Source organism: Actinomycetota bacterium (assembly GCA_035540895.1).
GTDB lineage: Bacteria > Actinomycetota > JAICYB01 > JAICYB01 > JAICYB01 > DATLFR01.
In genome coordinates, this window is record DATLFR010000065.1 from 1 (window position 1) to 18,788 (window position 18,788).

At 71.1% G+C, this 18,788-nt stretch carries 21 protein-coding genes and 1 riboswitch; of the genes, 14 read left to right on the plus strand and 7 right to left on the minus strand.

The genetic code is table 11. The features are described 5' to 3' along the window. Both VM840_03695 and VM840_03700 read right to left on the minus strand, forming a co-directional pair. The coding region (locus VM840_03695) for a hypothetical protein (protein HVL80678.1) at window positions 1-213 on the minus strand (213 nt) is incomplete at its 3' end. 40 nt (window positions 214-253) lie between these two features. After that, window positions 254-949 (minus strand): helix-turn-helix domain-containing protein, encoded by a 696-nt coding sequence (locus tag VM840_03700; protein ID HVL80679.1) that lies wholly within the window; start codon window positions 947-949, stop codon window positions 254-256. 225 nt (window positions 950-1,174) lie between these two features. On the opposite strand from VM840_03700, the gene VM840_03705 reads away from it, so the two are divergent. Both VM840_03705 and VM840_03710 read left to right on the plus strand, forming a co-directional pair. Beyond that, window positions 1,175-1,492: a WhiB family transcriptional regulator gene (locus VM840_03705; protein ID HVL80680.1), complete on the plus strand. Its 318-nt coding sequence runs from the start codon at window positions 1,175-1,177 to the stop codon at window positions 1,490-1,492. A 17-nt stretch (window positions 1,493-1,509) separates the two neighbouring features. Continuing rightward, on the plus strand, window positions 1,510-2,145 hold the full coding sequence (locus VM840_03710; GenBank protein HVL80681.1) for a CoA pyrophosphatase: 636 nt from the start codon (window positions 1,510-1,512) through the stop codon (window positions 2,143-2,145). On the opposite strand, the gene VM840_03715 is transcribed toward VM840_03710, so the two are convergent. The 3 genes from VM840_03715 to VM840_03725 all read right to left on the minus strand — a co-directional run bounded on the left by VM840_03715 (window position 2,142) and on the right by VM840_03725 (window position 6,502). Then, window positions 2,142-3,563, minus strand: coding sequence for a sodium:solute symporter (locus tag VM840_03715; protein HVL80682.1), 1,422 nt, complete (start codon window positions 3,561-3,563; stop codon window positions 2,142-2,144). The two genes, VM840_03710 and VM840_03715, sit on opposite strands and share 4 nt — an antisense overlap. Further along, window positions 3,552-3,659: riboswitch (TPP riboswitch) on the minus strand. Its footprint overlaps the gene before it by 12 nt. A 15-nt stretch (window positions 3,660-3,674) precedes the next feature. Continuing rightward, on the minus strand, window positions 3,675-4,544 hold the full coding sequence (locus tag VM840_03720) for a hypothetical protein (GenBank protein HVL80683.1): 870 nt from the start codon (window positions 4,542-4,544) through the stop codon (window positions 3,675-3,677). Window positions 4,545-4,633: 89 nt separating this feature from the next. Continuing rightward, on the minus strand, window positions 4,634-6,502 hold the full coding sequence (locus tag VM840_03725) for a VanW family protein (GenBank protein ID HVL80684.1): 1,869 nt from the start codon (window positions 6,500-6,502) through the stop codon (window positions 4,634-4,636). Between the two features lie 134 nt (window positions 6,503-6,636). Between VM840_03725 and VM840_03730 the strand changes: the two genes are divergently transcribed. Further along, window positions 6,637-7,002, plus strand: coding sequence for a hypothetical protein (locus VM840_03730; protein HVL80685.1), 366 nt, complete (start codon window positions 6,637-6,639; stop codon window positions 7,000-7,002). Between the two features lie 43 nt (window positions 7,003-7,045). On the opposite strand, the gene VM840_03735 is transcribed toward VM840_03730, so the two are convergent. Beyond that, complete coding sequence (locus VM840_03735) at window positions 7,046-8,209, minus strand: GDP-mannose 4,6-dehydratase (GenBank protein ID HVL80686.1); 1,164 nt, start codon at window positions 8,207-8,209, stop codon at window positions 7,046-7,048. Between the two features lie 310 nt (window positions 8,210-8,519). Between VM840_03735 and VM840_03740 the strand changes: the two genes are divergently transcribed. The 6 genes from VM840_03740 (at window position 8,520) to VM840_03765 (ending at window position 12,803) form a co-directional block, all read left to right on the plus strand. After that, window positions 8,520-9,062: a sigma-70 family RNA polymerase sigma factor gene (locus VM840_03740; GenBank protein HVL80687.1), complete on the plus strand. Its 543-nt coding sequence runs from the start codon at window positions 8,520-8,522 to the stop codon at window positions 9,060-9,062. Then, the gene (locus tag VM840_03745) at window positions 9,059-9,469 is read left to right on the plus strand and encodes a zf-HC2 domain-containing protein (GenBank protein ID HVL80688.1); all 411 of its coding nucleotides are present in this window, start codon (window positions 9,059-9,061) and stop codon (window positions 9,467-9,469) included. Before VM840_03740 ends, VM840_03745 begins: the two co-directional genes overlap by 4 nt. A 46-nt stretch (window positions 9,470-9,515) precedes the next feature. Continuing rightward, window positions 9,516-10,475 (plus strand): hypothetical protein, encoded by a 960-nt coding sequence (locus VM840_03750; GenBank protein HVL80689.1) that lies wholly within the window; start codon window positions 9,516-9,518, stop codon window positions 10,473-10,475. Window positions 10,476-10,509: 34 nt separating this feature from the next. Further along, entirely contained in the window at window positions 10,510-10,890 is a 381-nt protein-coding gene (locus VM840_03755) for a WhiB family transcriptional regulator (GenBank protein HVL80690.1), read from the plus strand. Between the two features lie 390 nt (window positions 10,891-11,280). Further along, a complete protein-coding gene (locus tag VM840_03760; GenBank protein ID HVL80691.1) occupies window positions 11,281-12,075 on the plus strand; it encodes an ABC transporter permease in 795 nt (264 codons plus the stop codon). Further along, a complete protein-coding gene (locus tag VM840_03765) occupies window positions 12,075-12,803 on the plus strand; it encodes an ABC transporter ATP-binding protein (GenBank protein ID HVL80692.1) in 729 nt (242 codons plus the stop codon). The genes VM840_03760 and VM840_03765 overlap by 1 nt, the downstream gene beginning before the upstream one ends. Here VM840_03765 and VM840_03770 read toward each other — a convergent pair. Then, window positions 12,785-13,789 carry a glycosyltransferase family 2 protein gene (locus VM840_03770; protein ID HVL80693.1) on the minus strand — a complete coding sequence of 335 codons (1,005 nt, stop codon included), beginning with the start codon at window positions 13,787-13,789 and terminating at the stop codon, window positions 12,785-12,787. The two genes, VM840_03765 and VM840_03770, sit on opposite strands and share 19 nt — an antisense overlap. 22 nt (window positions 13,790-13,811) lie before the next feature. Between VM840_03770 and VM840_03775 the strand changes: the two genes are divergently transcribed. The 5 genes from VM840_03775 to VM840_03795 form a co-directional block, all read left to right on the plus strand. Then, on the plus strand, window positions 13,812-15,464 hold the full coding sequence (locus VM840_03775) for a glycosyltransferase (GenBank protein HVL80694.1): 1,653 nt from the start codon (window positions 13,812-13,814) through the stop codon (window positions 15,462-15,464). Beyond that, window positions 15,461-16,228: a methyltransferase domain-containing protein gene (locus VM840_03780; protein ID HVL80695.1), complete on the plus strand. Its 768-nt coding sequence runs from the start codon at window positions 15,461-15,463 to the stop codon at window positions 16,226-16,228. Before VM840_03775 ends, VM840_03780 begins: the two co-directional genes overlap by 4 nt. Beyond that, a complete protein-coding gene (locus VM840_03785; GenBank protein HVL80696.1) occupies window positions 16,225-17,226 on the plus strand; it encodes a glycosyltransferase family 2 protein in 1,002 nt (333 codons plus the stop codon). Before VM840_03780 ends, VM840_03785 begins: the two co-directional genes overlap by 4 nt. Before the next feature lie 41 nt (window positions 17,227-17,267). Then, complete coding sequence (locus VM840_03790) at window positions 17,268-18,260, plus strand: glycosyltransferase (protein HVL80697.1); 993 nt, start codon at window positions 17,268-17,270, stop codon at window positions 18,258-18,260. Beyond that, window positions 18,257-18,788 (plus strand): ElyC/SanA/YdcF family protein (locus VM840_03795; GenBank protein HVL80698.1); only part of this gene is annotated, 532 nt, incomplete at its 3' end. The genes VM840_03790 and VM840_03795, both read left to right, overlap by 4 nt.

An 18,788-nucleotide genomic window follows, 5' to 3' on the forward strand; every position in this document is an offset into this window, starting at 1 on the left:
GATGCAGGGGCTGCTGCGCGGTCCGGCGGGGGCCCGGGGGGCCTCGCTCGCGCTCGGGAGGGCGGCGTCGCCCGGGGAGGTCAGCACCATCGCGACGAGCACCAGGACGAACGCGGCCACCGTGCCGAACGCGATCGTCCAGAGCCGGACCAACGTCCGTTGTGGGGTGACCTCGCTGGCGACGAAGTCGCTCGGCCGGGTCGCCTGCTTCATGGGCCGATGCTAGCGCGGGCCCGCGACGACTCCACGTAACTCAGCGAGCGGCGACCTCGCGCACGCAGACGGCGGCTCCCATGGCCAGCGAGGAGTGCTCCTCGCACCGCACCGGCCCCATCCCGAACCCCTCGAGCAGCCCCTGGACGATGGAGCGGTCCAGCCGGCACACCTCCTGGTTGGGGGCCTCGAGGGCGACCCGTCCGAACGGACAGTTCTGGGTCGTGATGCGCAGGTGCCCGTCCGGACCCGCATGCACCGCCGGGTCGAAGCCGAGCCTGGAGAGGACCAGCTCGACGCGCTCGGCGACCGGTTCCTCGGTCCCGGGGGCGGCCAGGGCGAGCTCCCGGCCGAACGCCCGCCCGACCTGCTCGATGTCGTCCCCCGACGTGAGCGCCCTCAGCAGGAGGGTCGCGAGCAGGTCGTAGTGGCGCTCGGGGACGCTGAACGAGATCTCCTCCTCCGTGGCCGTGTAGAGCTTCGAGGGACGTCCGGCCCCCGGACCCTTCCTGCCGTTCACGCGCTTGAACTCGGCTCGCAGCAGACCCGCCTCGAGGAGCTTGTCCAGGTGGAACTTGGCGGCGTTGCGGTGGATCGCGAACCGCTCCGCGATCTCGTTCACGGTCGCGGCGGACATCCGCTGCCGCAGGTGGAGGTAGATCGACCGGCGGGTCCGGTCGGAGAGGATCCCGGCTATGACGTCGGGGTCGACGGGTTCGGGGAGCGTCGTGGGCATATGCCGTCACAGGTCGGAATCGGACCTCGAGGGCAGCCTACCCCGCCCCTGATGTCCTGTAAAGCCGATTCCGGTTGTCACTAGACTTGACGCCGGTGCTATCAATGGATTCGACGGGAAACGCAGTGAGACCCCGAACGTGCGTACGCCCCCGGCGGTCCTCGCCGGGGGTCGTTGTCCCCCTGAGGACCTGTGCCGGCACCGGGGCTGGAAGGACGGTGTGACATGACCACTTACGGAACCTCTCTCGCCCGCCTGTTCCAGGTGGAGCCCGAGAACGACTGGCGCAACCAGGCCGCGTGCCGCGGCATGGACCCCGAGCTCTTCTTCTCGCCCGACAGCTTCGAGACCAAACAGGGCAAGGACGGCCGCGAGGACATCGCCAAGGCCGCGTGCGCCCGGTGCGAGGTGCGCGCAGAGTGCCTCGAGTACGCGATCAAGGCCGGCGAGCGGTACGGGATCTGGGGCGGTCTGACCGAGCAGGAGCGGCGGGCCGTGGTCCGCCGCCGCACGGCCGAGCTCCGCGCCGGACGCGCAGGCTGACGCGCCTCCCGGCGCGCATGCGACCCAGCTTCGGGCCCGAGACCTTCGAGCGCGTCCGTGAGGCGCTGTCCGGGGTCGCGCCCGGACCCGTCACTCAGGCCCGGTCCGCCGCGGTCCTCGTCCCTCTCTTCCTCGACGGCGAGCGCGTCCGGGTCCTGTTGACGAAGCGCTCCGAGAACCTGCGCACGCACCGCGGGGAGGTGTCCTTCCCGGGCGGCACCCGCGAGCCCGAGGACGTCGACCTGCGCGCGACGGCCGAGAGGGAGGCGTTCGAGGAGGTGGCCCTGCGTCCCGACGACGTGGCGCACCTGGGCGTCCTGGACGACCTGCCCACAGCCGGCTCGGGGATCCTGATCCGTCCGTACGTCGTCCGGGTCCCGCACCCCTACGACTACGTGCCGGACACCCGCGAGGTGGAGCGGCTGCTCACCCCGCCGCTCGACCTGTTCGCGGACGTCTCCGCGCGCCGCATCGAGATGTTCGAGCGGGGCGGGGTCCGGTACCCGGTCTACTTCTTCGACCACGAGGGGGACGTCGTGTGGGGGGCCACAGCGAGGATGCTGGTCGCGTTGATCGAGCGCCTGGACGGACGGGAGCCCGACTGGACGGTCGTCCCCCGGCCGCCCGCCTCCGTCGAGGAGGATCTCGCCTAGCGCCCGGACAGCGTCGGCACCCGGGCGTCCAGGGAGTCGAGGTCCGCGACCCGTCGCCACAGGAGCGAGACCACCACCGTCACCACGGTCGACGCGCCGACCGCCCCGAGGAACGGCCAGAGGGTGGGGACGCCCCCGGGGAACGTGACCTGCCGCAGCGCGCCGCCGACCGAGCCGGAGTACCGCAGACCGATCAGGACGGATCCCGCGAGCCCCGCCACCGCCCCAGCGATCGCTCCGGCCGCCGTGGCGCGACGCCACACGCCCAGCACCACCGGGACGGCCACGGTCGCCGCGAGGAGGTCGGCGATCAGGAAGACCCGCAGCACCGACCAGCCCTGAAGCGCCAGGGCGACGGCCGGGACCATCAGCGCGAGCGTGACCAGCCGCGCCCCGCGCATCCCGAGCCGGGGGCGCTCAGCCACGACGAGTGACGCCAGGGCGTTCGTCAGCGTGTCCACTGACGAGGCGACGAGGGACACCCCGAGCACCACGACACCGACCCCCACCACCCACAGGAGCGCGGTCAGGGGGGCGAAGAACGGGACGGGCACCCGGCCCAGGTCGGCTCCCGTGGAGGACACCAGCACCCCGGCCAGTCCCGTCACCGCGACCACAGGCACGGTGAGGGCGGCACCGAGGGCGGCCCCCCGGCGCAGCGCCCGGTCGCTCTCCGCGGCCCAGACCCTCTGCCAGTACCCCTGGTGGAAGATGTTCGCCGCGAGCACCGCGAGCACCAGCGTGGCCGCCGCCTCGAGGTTGGCCTGGTCGAAGCGGACCTCCACCCGCGACAGCGCGTCCTCGGGGTCGCCGATGGTCGACGACCACGCCACCGCGGCGGCGCCGAGGAGCCCGACCACCATCCAAGCCTGCCAGCGGTCGGTGCGGATCGACGCCCGCAGCCCGGCGTACGCCGTGTAGGCGACCGTGGCGGCGGCCGTGGCCACGATGACCGGGGCGCCGCTCCCACCCGTCATGACCGCGGTGACCGCACCGACCGCGGTCAGCTCGGCGATCACGAAGACGAGCATGTACAGGACGGAGATCGCCGCCACGTAGGTGTGAAGGACCCGTCCGAAGCGCAGGCGCAGGAACCCGGTGAGCGAGTGTCCGGCCGGGACGATCCGGCGCAGCCGGGGGCCGAGCAGTCCGAAGGCGACGACGGGAGAGGCCGCCGCGACCGCGTACCCGACGACCGCGACCGGACCCACGAACGCCCCCACCTCGGGCGGCGCGAACAGGATCCAGGCTCCCAGCCCGGAAGCCAGGAACGAGAGACCGAGCGGGACGGCGGGCTGCGAGCCCCGGGCGGTGAGGTAGTCGTCGAGGTCCTCGCGCACCCGGCCGCGGACACCGACCCAGGCGAACAGGGCGAGCGCGGCGGCCGCCGCCGCCAGCCCGAGCATCGGATCGACCATACGCGCTCCCTCCGCCGGTGCTAACCGGATCAGGTTCGCGGGGTCTGCGCCCTATCGGCGCACTCTCAGCCCTTCGGGGCTCCCCCGGCGTACGGACAGCAGGTTACAGGTTCAGGACCGCTTGCCGCCGGATCGGGACTTCGGCTCGACCCCGGCGTCGCGCAGCGCAGCCGCGAGCGCCGTGTCCGGACCCCGCTTCGCCCCCGCCGGACCGCCCTTGCCCTTCGGCGCGGGCTTCTCCTTCGACCGCTTGGGAGCGTCCGCCTTGGGAGTCTCGGCCTTGGGGGTCTCCGCCTTGGGGGCCTCCGCCTTGGCTGGTGCGTCGGTCGTCGCCGCGTCCGCGGTCGGGGGTTCGGCTGGCGCGGCGGTGCCCGGCTCGCTCTTCTTCGGCTGCTTCGGGCCCTTCGTCTTCGTCTTGCGCGGTGCCGCCTGCGCGGGGGCCTCGGGCTCCCCGCCCTGAGCGGGGGCCTCCGTCTTCGCCTCCTTCGCCGGCGCTTCTGTCGCGGCGGGGGCTGCGGCCTTCGCGGCCGCCTCGGGCTTCTTCGGGGCCTGCGCCTTCGCGGGAGCCTCCGGGGCGGCGGGAGCCTCGCCGTTCGTGGCGGCCTCGGCCTTCGGCGCGGGCGCTTCGCCCTTGGTCGGGGCCTCACTTCGGCCATCGAGCTCGGACAGCAGCTCGGCTGCGGACGACTGCAGCGCGGCCACCTGCTTGCGCACCGACTCGAGCTCCCGCACGAGCGCCCGGACCCGGTCCGCCGGCGTGCTCCCGGAGGTCACCTCAGCCGGCTGGGAGCCGTTCTCGTCCCCCGAGCGCTTGGCGACGTACTCCTTCACCGAGCCCAGCAGGATGGCCCACCGCTCGGCGCCGTTCTCGGCCACCCGCTCTGCCTCGAGCGTTCCCTTGCGGATGAGTTCGCGGATGCGCAGCTGGCTCACGCCGAGCTGGCGGGACGCCTCACGCATGGAGATGCGATCGCTGGTCATGGTGTTCCCCTCCACTGATCCGGCAGCCCGAAGACGGGGGTAGGGGAGCAGGTTATCAGGCGCCGCCAGCGCCCGGACAGGGCCGGATCCTACGAGGAGGGGGTCCCCTGCGGGGCCTGGGTCGGCGTCGGCTGGGGCGGCGGAGGAGTGGGCTGGGGGTCCGGAGCCGGCGAGGACGGACGAGGCGTCCCAGTCCCGTACTCGATGATCCTGGGCTCCGCCTTGTAGCGGGTGAAGATCCGCTCCCGGGTCACCTTCCCGTCGCGCTCGATGACCCGGGTGACGGTGATGTCGAACCCGCGCGAGCCGCCCTGCTTCACGCGCTCGGCTCCGGGAGACAGGGCAGGGTTCGGTTCCCGCTTCACTGGGGGGTCGGTGAAGTTGGTCCGCTCGCCGGTCTCGGCGGTGACGCGCCGTCCCTCCTTGTTGCCGTAGAAGGACACGGTGATCGCCGTGTTCGAGTACGAGGTCTTGATCAGGATGCCCGACCGGGAGTCGTTGCGGAACTTGAGGTCGGGGGCCGGCCACGAGATGGTCGCCTCGCGGCCGGGGGGGTAACGCGAGATGTAGTAGGAGTGCGCCTTCGCGGTCACGATGTCGTAACCCCCGAAGAAGATCGCGTTGTACATCGTCGTCGCGAACTGCGAGACGCCCCCGCCCACGTCGTCCTTGAACTCGCCGTCGAAGATCATGGGAGCCAGGACGTAGCCCTTCTCGACGGTGCGTTTCCCGACCCGCTCGTTGAGCGAGAAGGTCTCGCCGGGACGCACCACCATGCCGTCGACCGTCGCGGCGATCTTGTGGATGTTCTTCACGCGCGGCTGGCAGCACGGGTGGTTCGTCGTGAAGGTGGAGACGAGCTGGGTGATGTTGAGCGCCTCGGCCGCCTCCGTTGTCAGCTTCGGGGGGGTCGACGAGAAGGCCGCCTCGGTGGACCTCGGCGCGCTCTGCGAAGCGACCTCGTCGAGGGCGGCCGCCGTCTTCTCGGCGTCGAACCGCAGGCCGTCCTGGCCCGGACGGACGCTGACGGAGCCGCCGGACACCGCGAACGACGCGTTCACCGGCTCCCTCTCGAACGACTTCATCCGCTCCCCGAGCTCCTCGGACACCTTCTCCGGTGCGAACCTCACATCGAGCGCCCAATCGCCCCGCCGTCGCACCGGGACCGCCTCCAGGAGCTCCGCGAGCTCGGAGGTGGACAGCTCCACCGACCCAGAGGGGGTCGTCAGCGTGATCGGGTCGGCGATCAGCTGGTTCGCCCTGCGCACGGCGTCCGCGGCGTCGGCCGCGTCGGTGCGTCGGCCCTCGGTCCGGAACGGGAGCGGGACCGCCTCCCGCGGCCACGTCTCTATGCCGGCAATCAGGGTCCGGCGGGCGGCGCGGCGGTCGAGGAGCCGTCCGGGGGTGGGTTCGACGGCCGCTATCCGTCCGTTGCGGACCTCGATCCCCGCCTCGTTCCCCGGTTCGTCGAACCTCTTCGCCCAGCCGGCGATCAGCTCGGTGGACGCCTCGTTCTCAAGCGTCGACCGCCAGGCCACCTCCGTGGTGGCGAAGTAGGCGCGCAGGCGGGTCCATCCGCGGCCGAGGGGGTTGCCCTCGCGTCCCACCGCACGTGCCCGGGCGAAGGTCGCGTCGACGTCCGGGAAGTACCCGACGTCCGCCGGGTCGACCACCAGGCGCTCGCCCTTCGCCTCGAAGATCGCGCTCTCCTCCGCTAGCTGCTTCGACCGCTGCACGAGGAGCCTCTCGGCCTCGCCGAAGCGCTTCCCGCCGAGCTCGAGGTCGCCGACCCGGACACCCGACTCGATCCGGCCGAGGCCGATCGCCGTGTCGACGAGCACGGTGGACAGGAGCAGCCCGGCCACGACGAGCAGACCCCAACCACGGCGACTGGGGTGGAACCTGAGCCTGCCGCGGGTCCGGACAGGCTCGGTATCGGTTGTCAGGCGTGTATCCATCGGTGCAGGGAGGTCGCGGCCACTCCATGGAACCGCGATCCCGTCCGGATCTCACCCGTGAAGGGATCGCCGCCTCGGCAAAGAAATACCCGACGCCCCCTGATCGTAGCCCGGCTGGAAGGAAGGAGGGGCGAATGCGCAAGCTCATCGGTTTCATCGCATCCGCGCTGGTCGCAGGTGCGCTCGTCGCCGGACCGGCTGTAGCGGAGCCTTCGGCCAAGTGCAACGGGGCGCCTGCTGCCACGGGGACCGATGGTTCGATGTCGATCTCGGTGTGCGTGAGCGGTGTAGGTGCGCTCACCGCGGCCCAGAAGGGCAACGGCGGTTACGTCGTCGCCGACGGCGACACCGCCAACTCAACCATCAACCCGTGTCTCGACGGCTTCGTCGGGATCCAGGTGACCGAGGCCGGTCCCGGGTACGCGGCGTCCGGCGAGGGGGACTACAGCTACCCCCACACGCAGGGCGAGCCCAACCCCACGGAGTGCGCACCCGCGTAACGTTCGTGCGATCGGGGGCCCGTCCTGCGGGGCGGGCCCCTCTTCACGCCTGAAGGAGCCGCTCCGGCCCGACCGTGTGTGCCCAGTCGACGGTTGCGTCGATGATCGAATCGAGGTCGTGCGAGGGCTCCCATCCCAGCAGGTTCCGCAGCTTCGTCGTATCGGGAGCCCGCCGAAGCATGTCCTCGTACTGGTCGCCGTAGACCTCCTCGTACGGGACGAACTCGATGGACGACGCCGATCCCGTCCGAGCTGCGATCCGGTGGGCGAGCTCCAGGATCGAGACCTCCTCGTTGGATCCGACGTTGTACGGCTCACCGGCCGCCTCCGGACGGTCCAGCAATCCGACCACGGCCCGGACCACGTCCGAGACGTGGCAGAAGCAGCGGGTCTGGGAGCCGTCCCCGTACACGGTGAGGGGCCGCCCGAGCAGCGCCTGCGCGACCAGCCTGGGCACGACCATCCCGTAGGCCCCGGTCTGGCGGGGACCGACCGTGTTGAAGAAGCGCGCCACCACGGTCGGGACGTGACGCTCCCGCCAGTAGGCGAACGAGAGGATCTCGTCCACCGCCTTCGAGGTCGAGTACGCCCATCGGGCGACGGACGGGGGGCCGAGCACGCGGTCCGACCTCTCGTGCAGCAGGCCCGAGTTCTTCCCGTAGATCTCCGAGGTGGAGGCGACCAGCACCGGACGCCGGTAGCGGTGGGCAGCCTCGAACACGTTCACGGCTCCCAGGACGTTGGTCCTCAGCGACCGCAGCGGCTCGGACACGATCAGTTGCACTCCCACGGCGGCCGCCAGGTGCACGACCTGGTCGCACTCGGCGGTCAGGTCGTCGAGGAGCACCGCGTCCAGGACGCTCCCGGACACGAACTCGAACCCGTCGTGCTTCGACGCTCCCTGCAGGTTGTCGCGGCTCCCGGTGGACAGGTTGTCCAGCACGACGACCTGGTCGCCCCGCTCGAGCAACGCTTCGGACAGGTGGGAGCCGATGAACCCCGCCCCGCCGGTGACGAGGATGCGCATACGGGGAGCATAGGGCGCCGGACCTGCCGCCCGGTGGACGCGGACCCAGCGCCCCTGCTCAACCCGGACCTCCCGAACTCCCGCCGTGGCGCCGAGCCGGCGCGCCTGGCCCCACGTGAACGCTCCCTGCTGCCGCGCAGCCACCCCCGCGATCAGGGCGTCTAGCGATCGCTCGCGCATGCCGCACCTCCTCCTGTCGGGAAGGAGGGGAAGGGCAGCCATCGAAGCACGCGTCGCCGACACTCACGGTGTCGCGGACGCGGCTCCCGGAGGCGGGAATGACACCGGACGCCGCGCGCCGGACGCCCCGGTGTCACGTACGCGGCTCCCGCCGGTGTAGGCGACACCTAGGAACGCCCGCGACCCACCGGATCGCGGAGCTGCTCTCCCGCCTCGTGGGTTCCGAACTGCCTCCTGTGGGAACCTGACGGGGATGGGAACCTGGCCCGGTGGGTGGACGTTTGGCTGGTGGAGGGCCTGCTGGGCTCCCGTGTCCGGACTGACCGACGAACCGGGCGGTGGGGGTCCGGACGCCCAGCGGTGGCCCGATGTGGTCGCCCGATACGCAGACGTTGTGTACACGATGGCCTACCGGCTCACCGGGAACGACGAGGAGGCGCGCGACGTCGCGCAGGATGTCCTCCTCAGGCTCCACCGCGGTCTGGGGCGCTACGAGGAAGGCAACTTCGAGGGATGGCTGTACCGAACCACCGTGAACGTCTTCCGGGACCGGCTCCGGAAGACGAAGAGACGCCGCGAGGACGTGACGGCCGAGCCGCCGCACGCGGTGGCTCCCGAGTCGGTCGAGCAGGAGGTCACCCGGACGGAGCTGCGCGAGGTCGTCCAGCGCGCGATATCGAGCCTGCCCCCGGACTACCGCGAGGTGATCGTGCTGCGTGACATCGAGGGACGGTCCTACGAGGAGATCGCCGAGATCCTGGACATCCCGTCCGGGACGGTCCGCTCCCGGATCCACCGCGGACGCGAGGCGCTCCGCTCACTGCTCGCCCCCTACGTGGAGGCCGCTCCGTGAACGAGCACATCCGGTCCGAGGTGATGTCCGCGATCGTGGACGGCGAGTCCACCGCCGAGGAGCGCCGCACGGCGGACGTCCACCTCCAGGGCTGCGCCGAGTGCCGGCGGGCGCTGTCCGAACTGAGCTCGGTGCGCGATCTCGTCTCCGCCCTACCTCGGCTCGAGGCTCCCGAGGAGGTCGTCCAGGCGGCACTCCGTCCCGGGAGGGTGCGGCTCCTGTCCCCACGCCGGCGTCTGGTCGCCCTCGCTGCGGCGGCCGCCGTGGTCGTGTCGCTGGCCGGGGTCGTCCGTCCGCCCGAGCCGGAGGCCGAGCCGCCGGTCGATGCGTTCGTCGCCCGACACGTCGGCGTCAGCGCCGGCAACCAGAGCGCGGGGGAGGTGCTGTTCGCTGTCCCGGGCCGCTGAACCACGCCGCCGGCTCCCATGGGGGCTCCTCGCCTTCGTCGTCCTGATGGGCGCGAGCCTGCACGGGCGGACGGCCACCGGGCAGGAGGGGGCGGACGGGCTCATCCGCAAGATCGCCGCGGCGGACGGCGCCACCTACCGGGCCCGTCAGCTCGTGGTCTACATGGGCGAGCAGAAGTCGTCCGCGGTCGTCGAGGTGCACGCGGATCGCGGGACGCGCCACGTCCGGGCACAGGGCGGCAAGGACCGCACCGAGGTCTGGAAGGACGGCACCGAGACGCGGCTGTGGAACTCCGAGCTCGCGTGGCGGGAGATGCGTCCGGCTCCCGTGAAGATGAAGCCGAAGCTCGTCCTCGAGAAGTTCGACGTGAAGGTGGGGGCGATGATGTCGCTAGGGTCGGTCTCGCTCGTCCCGCTAGACCTGATCCGCCGCTCGGACGAGGCGTTCCTCCAGCGGATGTGGGTCGACCCGGTCAACGGGATGGTGCACCGCCGCGAGGTGTACGGCGACGAAGGGAAGCTGCTCGGGATGTCCACGCTGCTCGATATGGAGTGGGGCGACGGCGCCGGGCCCGTGCCGAAGGTGAAGGCGCGGGTCAAGGAGGACGCGGTGCTCCCGAAGGCCAAGGGCGAGGCGCCGCGCGAGCTGCCCTACGACTACCAGCTGGTGTCGGCGCACCGGCTCGAGGCGGACGGAGACCCGGTGGACCAGTGGCTGTACACGGACGGCGTGCACGCGCTCTCGGTCTTCCGACAGAAGGGGACGCTCTCGGAACCGGACGGGTTCGAGCCCGTCGAGCTCGACAAGACGACCGCCTACGCCGGACCGGGGCCGGGGACATGGGTCTGGCAGGGAGGCCGGTCCGTCTGGACCGTCGTAGCCGAGGAGCCACAGCTGGACCCCGTCGAGCTGACCGAGGACCTCCCCCAGGGCGGACCGTCCCGCCTCACCCGCCTGGGCGCGTGGTGGGCGAAGGCGTACCACGTGGTCGCGGACCGCTTGTAGGGAACCGCCTGGGCGCGCCCGGCGTTGATAGGGCATGGACGCGCTCCACGGTCTGATCGACCCCCAGGACTGGCAGCTCCACGCGGCCTGCCGGGGACGCCAGGACCTCTTCTTCGCGCCGGACGACGAGTCCGAGACGCGGGTGGAGCGCCGGCGCCGGGAGGCGCGCGCCAAGACGATCTGCGCGTCCTGCGTCGTCCGGCTCGAGTGCCTGGACGAGGCGATGGAGCAGCGGGAGCGCTTCGGGATCTGGGGAGGCATGACCGAGCGGGAGCGGCGCGCCCTCGTCGCCCGTCGGACGTTCGCGTCCCCCACGGGTCAGGTTCCACCACGAGACATCGCCGGTCCTGGGCGGCCACAACGCCTGCCCGCCGTCGTCGCTCAGGGCCGGGCGATGTCGCCGGAAGAGGACTGACGGCCGGGCTCCCGCGCGAGCGGGAGCCCGCGCCGAGGTGTGGCCCCCGGGCCGCACCCGAGCGTGGAGCCGGCCGGGGTGCCACAAGAACGGGGCGGGGCACACCGGCCGGTTTCCCTTTGGGAGCCGCGCTCGCGGGAGCCCGCGACCCCGGCTCGCGTGGGCCTCGCGCTCCTCGCCCGCGGGCCCCCCGGCGGGAGACCACGACCTGCCATCGGCGCCCGCTCGGGAGCCGGGGGAGGGCACCGATGGCGAGAAGTGGTCCCTATACGACCACCGCCCGCCGGTCGTGCCGGACAGACCCCGGAACCGAGTGCGAGTGGCAGGTCATGGACCTGCGTTCGAGACGGGTCGTTGCGCGTGGCCCGTCCGACGCTCAGGCTGAACCCCATGGACAACCCCCGCCTCCAGCCACCCACGCGTCGATCGCTGGTCAGCTCGACGGACATCTTCCTCGCCTTGGTCTCGAAGGAACTGCACGTCAAGTACAAGCGCTCGGTCCTAGGGTTCTTCTGGTCGCTCGCGACGCCGCTGGCGCTCGCGGCGGTCTACCTCTTCGTCTTCGTCCACGTGTACCGGGTCCCGCAGGAGGACTTCGCCCTCTTCCTGCTGACCGGACTGCTGCCCTGGCAGTTCTTCCAGATGGCGACCGTCGCCGCGACCAACTCACTGGTCGACAACGCCCCGCTCATCCGCAAGGTCTACTTCCCTCGTCCCCTCCTCCCGATCGGCGCCGTCGCCGCCAACCTGGTGACGTTCATGGGAGGGCTCGGCGTCCTGATGCTGATCCTCCTGGCCACGGGGCGTCCGTTGTGGCTCGGCCTGCACTGGCTCGTGGTGGCGCTCGTCCTGCAGACGGCGTTGTGCGTGGGGATCTCGCTGGCCCTCTCGGTATGGAACGTGTACTTCCGCGACATCGCGCAGGTGATCGGCATCTTCCTCCTCGTCCTCTTCTTCCTCACGCCGATCGTCTACGACGTGACGATGGTGCCGGCGGCCTTCCGAGCGCTCGCCTGGGTGAACCCTCTCGCGCCGATCATGGAGACGTACCGGGCGGCGCTCTTCGAGGTGCGGACACCCGACCTGGGGCTGCTCGCTGCCGGCGCGGCAGAGGCGGCGGGCGCGCTCGCTCTCGGGTACCTCGTGTTCCGACGCCTGTCCCCGCGGATACCCAAGGAGCTCTGATGGCGCCGACCATCGTCGTCCGCGGCCTGTGGGAGGAGTTCCGGGTGCTGCAGGACCGGCCGGGCAGCGTGAAGGAGATGCTCTCGCGTCTGCCGGTGGGGAGGGAGCGAAGGTCCAACTGGGCGCTACGGGACGTGAGCTTCGAGGTCGAGCCCGGCGAGACGGTGGGGCTCATCGGTCGCAACGGCTCGGGGAAGAGTACGCTCCTGCGTTGCATCGCCGGGATACTGCCGCCGACGCGAGGGGAGGTCCTGGTCGGCGGGCCGATCTCGAGCCTCATCGAGCTGGGGGCAGGTTTCCACCCCGAGCTCACCGGACGCGAGAACGCGCGCGTCACGGGGGCCCTCTTCGGGATACCCCGTCGCAAGCTCGAGGCGAAGATGGAGGAGATCGTCGCCTTCGCCGAGCTGGAGGAGGTCGTCGATCAACCGGTCCGGTCGTACTCGTCGGGCATGGTCGTCCGTCTGGCCTTCTCCCTGGCCGTCAGCGCGGACCCCGAGATACTGCTGATCGACGAGGTCCTGGCGGTGGGCGACCAGTCCTTCCAACGCCGATGCGTCGATCGCATCAGCGGCATGGCCCGCTCGGGGGTCGCCGTGGTCTTCGTCTCCCACCAGCTCGATCTGGTCTCGTCCGTGTGCTCGCGGGTGCTCCTGCTGGACGACGGGTCAGTGGTCTCGGATGGCTCGCCCCTCGATGTGATCGCAGGCTACGAGCGCGCCCAGTAGGCCAGGTGATCTTTGAGCCGACCTCGGACCCCCCCGCCGGTCACGCCCGCCCGGAGGCCGCGGCGGAGGACCGACCTGTCAGGTTCCTTCCGCCCCCTCTGCGCGGAGCGCCGGTGAGCGAGCACCTGGTCGCTGTTCGCGAGCGGCCACGCAAGGGCCCGCACGACGGACAGAGCGGACATCCACTGACCCCTCAGGAGCAGCGCCAGGCCGACCCCAAGGCATCCCAGCAGGTGGAGGGGAACGATGCGTACCAGCGACCAGGCCCCCGCGTTCGCGAGGATCGACCAGATGCGGTTGCGGAAGGACAGGTACCGGATCTGGTGAGGTTCGAACAGCCGCCGGCTCGTGTAGCTGCCCTCGTGGTGGACCTCGGCGCCAGGCACCACGAACACCTGATGCCCGGCCACACGGGCCCGCCAGCACAGGTCCGACTCCTCGAAGTAGGCGAAGTAATCCGACCGGAACCCGTTGAGCGACACGAACGTGGTCCGGCGCACCAGCAGGGCGATGCCTCTGGTGGAGAACACCTCCCGGGTCTGGGCTCCGGGGGGGTGAGCGGCCGGCGCGAAGAACCCCGCCCAGGTGAAGAGCTCGCCCACCGACTCGACCGATCCGTCGGGGCGCCTGCACAGCGGCTGCCAAACCGCCCCTGCGGGCTGCCTGTCCGCCTCGCTCAGCAGAGCATCGAGCGCTCGGGGCGCAAGGAGCGCGTCATCGTTGAGGAAGAGCAGCAGCGGAGACACCGCGAGGGCAGCCCCCTGGTTGCACGCGGCGGCGTACCCGGCGTTCGTCTCGTTCTGGATCACTCTCACGCCGGGGGCCGGCCACCCTGAGGGGCGGGGCGACCCCCCGTTGTCCACCACGACGATCTCCACCCCGGGGGGCCGTCCGATCGAGGCGAGGCAGGCGAGCAGGCGGTCATCGCCCGCGTACGTGGGGATCACGACCGTGAGGGTGGGAGTCTCGCCCTCGGAGGTCCGCATCGACACGCATTATCTTCTATCGGTGCGTGCTCGACGCGTCCGGACCGGGGTCGCCATCACGCGGGCCGTGGTCCGGACGGTGGCCCAACGCGGGGTCAGGGGACTCGTCTCGGAGCTCGCGCTGCGCCTCGAAGGGCGGCTCGTCCACGGGCTGCCTCTCTCGAGCCCGTCGTCGCTCCTGACCCTCAACCGCGAGTACATGAGGCGGACCCAGGCCCGCACCGCTGTGCCCCCGCTGGTCGTCTCCGAGACGGTCCCCATCAGCGTCGTGATGCCGGTCCACGCCACTCCCCCGGACCTGCTTCGCAGAGCGATCCGCTCGGTCCAGGCCCAGAGCTACGGGCGCTGGGAGCTGTGCGTCACCGATGACGGGACACCCGGCGACGAGGTCAGGAGCGTGCTCGAGCAACACGCCTCCGAGGACCCCAGGGTGCAGCCGGTCTTCCTCCCCCGCAACCAGGGGATCTCGGCCGCGACGAACGAAGCGCTGGCGCGTGCGGAGGGCGCGTTCGTGGCTTTCCTCGACCATGACGACGAACTCGCCCCGGACGCGCTGGCCCGTGTAGCCCGTGCCGTCGCGGACGAGCCGGATGTCGATGTCCTCTACAGCGACGAGGACAAGCTCTCTGAGCGCGGGCTGAACGTGGACCCCTTCCTCAAGCCCGGCTGGTCCCCACACCTCCTAAGGTCGATGAACTACCTCACCCACCTCAACGTCATCCGGACCGGACTCGTCCGCGAGGTCGGGGGGTGTCGCAGCCGGTTCGACGGGAGCCAGGATTACGACCTGTTCCTGCGCTGTACCGAGCGGGCTCGCCGCGTGGTCCACCTCCCGCAAGTGCTCTACCACTGGCGAAAGGTGCCCACCTCCGCGGCGGCTTCGACCGGCGCGAAGCCGTACGCGTACGAGGCGGCCCGGGGGGCTCTCGAGGACGCCATGCGGAGGCGGGGAGAGGAAGGCGGCGTAACCGCGGAGCTCCCCGGTCTGTACCGCACCCGCTACACCGTTCCCCCCCACGGATCGGTGGTGCTCTGGGGGCAAGGGGAGGCGGACCCGGCGCGCACGAGGTCGCTGGTTGCGCCGCGCAGCGGCTTCCTGGTCGACCCGGCCGCGCAGTACATCATGTTCCTTGGTCCACAGGTCGCCACGATCTCGGAGGGGTGTGTCGAGGCACTCGTCGAGCACGCGCAGCGCTCTGGGGTCGGGGTGGTGGGTGGCGTCGAGGTGGATCGGCGCGGGGTCGCGATCTCGTCTGGACTGTTCGTGGGGCGAGGGTCGGTGCGCCCCGCGTTCGCAGGATGGGACATGCGCCTGCCCCTCTACTTCGGGATGGCGCGGGCGGTCCGAGACGCGTCCGCGGTCTCCTCGTCCATAGCGCTCGTGCGCCGTGACGTGTTCGAGGACCTCGCTCGGACCGACGAGAGGTCGCATGCGCTCCTGGTCGCGGATCTCTGCCTCCGGGCCCGCGGAGCCGGGTTGGCCGTAGTGGTGACCCCGTACGCTAGGGCGTTGTCTGCGGCGCCGCTCCGTCACTCATGGGACGAGGCGGACGTGCGCAGACTCAGAGCGAGATGGCCCGACGAGGTCGCAGGGGAGGATCCATTCCTGAGCCCGAGCCTGGAGATCACCGCGAAGGGGCCGCAGCTGCGTCCGGACGAGCCCGCACGCCCTTGACAGAGAGCGACCACCCCTACGACGAGTGGTACTACCGGACGGGCTGCGGGCCCGTCGAGTACGCCCGCGCCGAGCCATGGCTCTCGTTCTTCGCGCGCGTCGCCGACCGCATCGTCTCAGACATCGGCCCGCGTACGGTCCTCGACGTCGGCTGCGCCATGGGGATGCTCGTCGAGGCCCTCCGCGACCGCGGGGTGGACGCCTTCGGGATCGACGTCTCAGAACATGCCCACGCGCAGATTCGAGATGACGTCAAGGAGTTCTGCCGGGTCGGGTCGATAACTGACGGGCTGGACCGCAGGTATGACCTGATCGTCTGCATCGAGACCCTCGAGCACCTGACCTCCCCGGAAGCGGCCCGAGCCGTCGAGGTCATCGCGTCGTCCACCGACGACCTCCTCTTCTCGTCGACGAGCGACGACTTCCGTGAACCGACACATGTGAACGTGCGTACGAGCGGACACTGGGCGGAGCAGCTGGGGCGCCACGGGATGTTCAGGGACGTCCGGTTCGACGCTTCCTTCGTCGCTCCCCATGCGGTCAGGTTCCGCAGGACCGCCGACCCCATCCACCGCATCGTGGCCGAGTACGAGGACGCGCTGGCGCGCCTCACCTCGGAGGCCAACTCGCTGAGAACGGCCCTGGTCGAGACCCGCCGAGAGGTAGAGGGCGCGGCGGTTCACAACGAAGAGCTCCGTGCTCGTCTCGAGGAACGGTTCGTGTGGACCCTGGTCCGTCGCATCCGCAGCCTCCGCCGGAGGTGACCGTGGCGCGGGTCTGCGTGGTGATCCCCAACCACAACGGCGGACATCTGCTCCGTGAGTGCCTCGACGCGCTGGACGACCAGACGTTCACCGACTTCGAGGTCCTCGTGGTGGACAACGGGTCCACCGACGGATCTCCGCAGCTCGTCCGGGACCGGCCGCGCGTTCAGATGATCGCGTTGCCCGCGAACCGCGGTTTCCCTGCAGCGGTGAACGCGGGTATCAGCGCGTCGAGCGCGCCACTGGTGGTCCTCCTCAACAACGACACCCGGGCCGAAGCCGACTGGCTGGAACACCTGGTCGCCGCGATGGACGAGGTACGCGGAGCGAGCATGGCAGCGTCCAAGATCGTGTACCGCCGCGATCCCGGCGTCCTGGATGCAGCGGGTGACCGGTACTCGATGACCCGTCTCGCGGGCGTAGCCATCGGTCGGGGCGAACGGCCGGAGGCGCACGACGAGCCCGTCTGGGTCTTCGGCGCCAGCGCGGCGGCCGCCATCTACAGACGCTCTCTCTTCGACGACATCGGCCTGTTCGACGAAGACTTCTTCCTGCTCCACGAGGATGTCGATCTCGACCTGCGGGCCCAGCTGGCCGGCCACGCCTGCCTGTACGTCCCAGGTGCCGTCGTCCAGCACCACCACGGAGCGACGAGACAGCAGATGCGCTCGCAGATCGCGTACCTCACGGTCCGCAACCGGCTCTGGGTCGCGGTGAAGGGCCTGCCCGCCCCGCTGCTCGTCCTCGCCCTGCTCGCGTCCTCGCTCCGGCTCCCGGTGGTGGTCTTCGGAGCGTTGGCGCGGGGTCGAGCTGCAGGGGCAGGCGAAGGTGCCCCCCGCGTGTCACCGGCCGCCGTAGCCAGGGGAGTCTGGGACGGGCTCCTGCTCGCCTGGCCCAAGAGGGCCGGGGTCCAGTCCCGCCGCCGCGTCTCGCAGTTCTCCTTGCTCCTGCGATTGCTGCGGGCGCGATCGCCGCTGAGGGCCCGGCCATCCGCGTAACCCACCTGTTCAAGGACTACTTCCCCCCCACGCGCGGTGGGATCGAGCAGCACATCCACGATGTCGTCCACGGCATCGAGGGGATCGACTTCTCCGTCCTCACCGGCTCCCGGTCCCGCTCCCGCGTCGAGGACGGCGACGACGGCGTCCGTGTCGTGAGGGCTCCCGAGATCGGGCGGGTGTTGAGCTCGCCACTCATCGCCTCGTGGGCCCGGGAGCTGAGGTCGCTCAACCCCGACCTCGTGCACGTCCATATGCCGAACCCCGTCGGCGAGATGGCCGCTCTGCGCTCCCGGCTCCCGCTCGTCGCCACGTACCACGCCGATATCCCGCGGGCACGCGCCCTCGTCCCGGCGTACGTGCCGGTGCAGCAGAGGTTCCTCGCGCGCTGCCGGCGGATCGTGGTCTCGAACCCGGCGATGGCGGACGTGGAGCCGCTGCGCCCGCACCGCGATCGGGTCATCGTCATCCCGTTCGGGGTTGATCCGGACCAGTGGCATCGCCCGGCGGCTGCGGACGAGCTCGACGTGCAGGTCCTGTTCCTGGGCCGACTCGTCCACTACAAGGGGCTCCCGGTCCTGATGGAGGCCATGCGGTCCGTCGACGCGGGATGCGCGGTCGTGGGAGACGGACCTGTCAGGCCGCCGCCGCCCGGCAACGTGAGCTACGTCGGCGCGGTACCCGACCCGGAGCGGGCGGCCTGGTACCACGCGGCGGACGTGTTCGTGCTCCCGTCGACCTCCCGCGCCGAGACCTTCGGCATCTCGATGCTGGAGGCGATGGCATGCGGCACCCCGGCCATCTCCACGGAAGTGGGAACCGGCACGTCGTGGCTGAACGTGGACGGGGAGACGGGGCTGGTAGTCGCTCCCGGCGACCCGCACGCGCTCGTGCGCGCGCTGCATCGCCTGCTGGGCGACGACGGGTTGCGTCGGAGGATGGGCGAGGCGGCGCAGCGGCGAGTGAGCGCTCACTTCACCCGCCGGGCGATGCTGGACTCCCTGCGACAGATGTACGAGAGTGCCCTGGCGTGAAGCGCGTCCTGATCGTCAGCGGCTCCCTCCTCGCCCTCGTCGCCGGGGCCGCCTACGTCTCCCTCAACGTCGGGCGGTGGATGTCCGCCCCCGATCCCCTCCGCCCCGTCGACGCGATAGTCGTCCCGTCCGGCGACCACAACCGCCGGCTCCCGACCGCTCTGGGGCACGTCCGCGCCGGGCTGGCTCCCGAGCTGTGGGTGACGGTGGAGCGGGGCGGTCCGGTCGTGGACGAGCGGGCGGCCGTCCGAGCCTTCGCGCCGGACGCCCGCATCCTCGGGACGTCGCGGTCCGTGCGCCAGGACGCCGCCCTCGTGGCCGAGCACGCGTCCGGACGACCGACCATCGCCGTCGTGACCTCCCCCTGGACCGTCTCGCGCGTCCGTATCACCTACGAACGCGTCCTCGGACAGCACGCCGACGTCCTCGTCTGGTCGGACGGCTCCCGCTACGAGGCCCGGCGGTGGTGGAGGTCGGAGCCCGAGACGACCGCGGTCGAGGCGGTGAAGCTGGTCGGGACGCTGATGC

Bases quoted from the DNA above. Each gene is read 5' to 3' on its own strand.
- VM840_03700 (HVL80679.1), bottom strand. From the start codon at position 949: ATGCCCACGACGCTCCCCGAACCCGTCGACCCCGACGTCATAGCCGGG.
- VM840_03705 (HVL80680.1), top strand. From the start codon at position 1,175: ATGACCACTTACGGAACCTCTCTCGCCCGCCTGTTCCAGGTGGAGCCC.
- VM840_03710 (HVL80681.1), top strand. From the start codon at position 1,510: ATGCGACCCAGCTTCGGGCCCGAGACCTTCGAGCGCGTCCGTGAGGCG.
- VM840_03715 (HVL80682.1), bottom strand. From the start codon at position 3,563: ATGGTCGATCCGATGCTCGGGCTGGCGGCGGCGGCCGCCGCGCTCGCC.
- VM840_03720 (HVL80683.1), bottom strand. From the start codon at position 4,544: ATGACCAGCGATCGCATCTCCATGCGTGAGGCGTCCCGCCAGCTCGGC.
- VM840_03725 (HVL80684.1), bottom strand. From the start codon at position 6,502: ATGGATACACGCCTGACAACCGATACCGAGCCTGTCCGGACCCGCGGC.
- VM840_03730 (HVL80685.1), top strand. From the start codon at position 6,637: ATGCGCAAGCTCATCGGTTTCATCGCATCCGCGCTGGTCGCAGGTGCG.
- VM840_03735 (HVL80686.1), bottom strand. From the start codon at position 8,209: ATGCGCGAGCGATCGCTAGACGCCCTGATCGCGGGGGTGGCTGCGCGG.
- VM840_03750 (HVL80689.1), top strand. From the start codon at position 9,516: ATGGGCGCGAGCCTGCACGGGCGGACGGCCACCGGGCAGGAGGGGGCG.
- VM840_03755 (HVL80690.1), top strand. From the start codon at position 10,510: ATGGACGCGCTCCACGGTCTGATCGACCCCCAGGACTGGCAGCTCCAC.
- VM840_03760 (HVL80691.1), top strand. From the start codon at position 11,281: ATGGACAACCCCCGCCTCCAGCCACCCACGCGTCGATCGCTGGTCAGC.
- VM840_03765 (HVL80692.1), top strand. From the start codon at position 12,075: ATGGCGCCGACCATCGTCGTCCGCGGCCTGTGGGAGGAGTTCCGGGTG.
- VM840_03770 (HVL80693.1), bottom strand. From the start codon at position 13,789: ATGCGGACCTCCGAGGGCGAGACTCCCACCCTCACGGTCGTGATCCCC.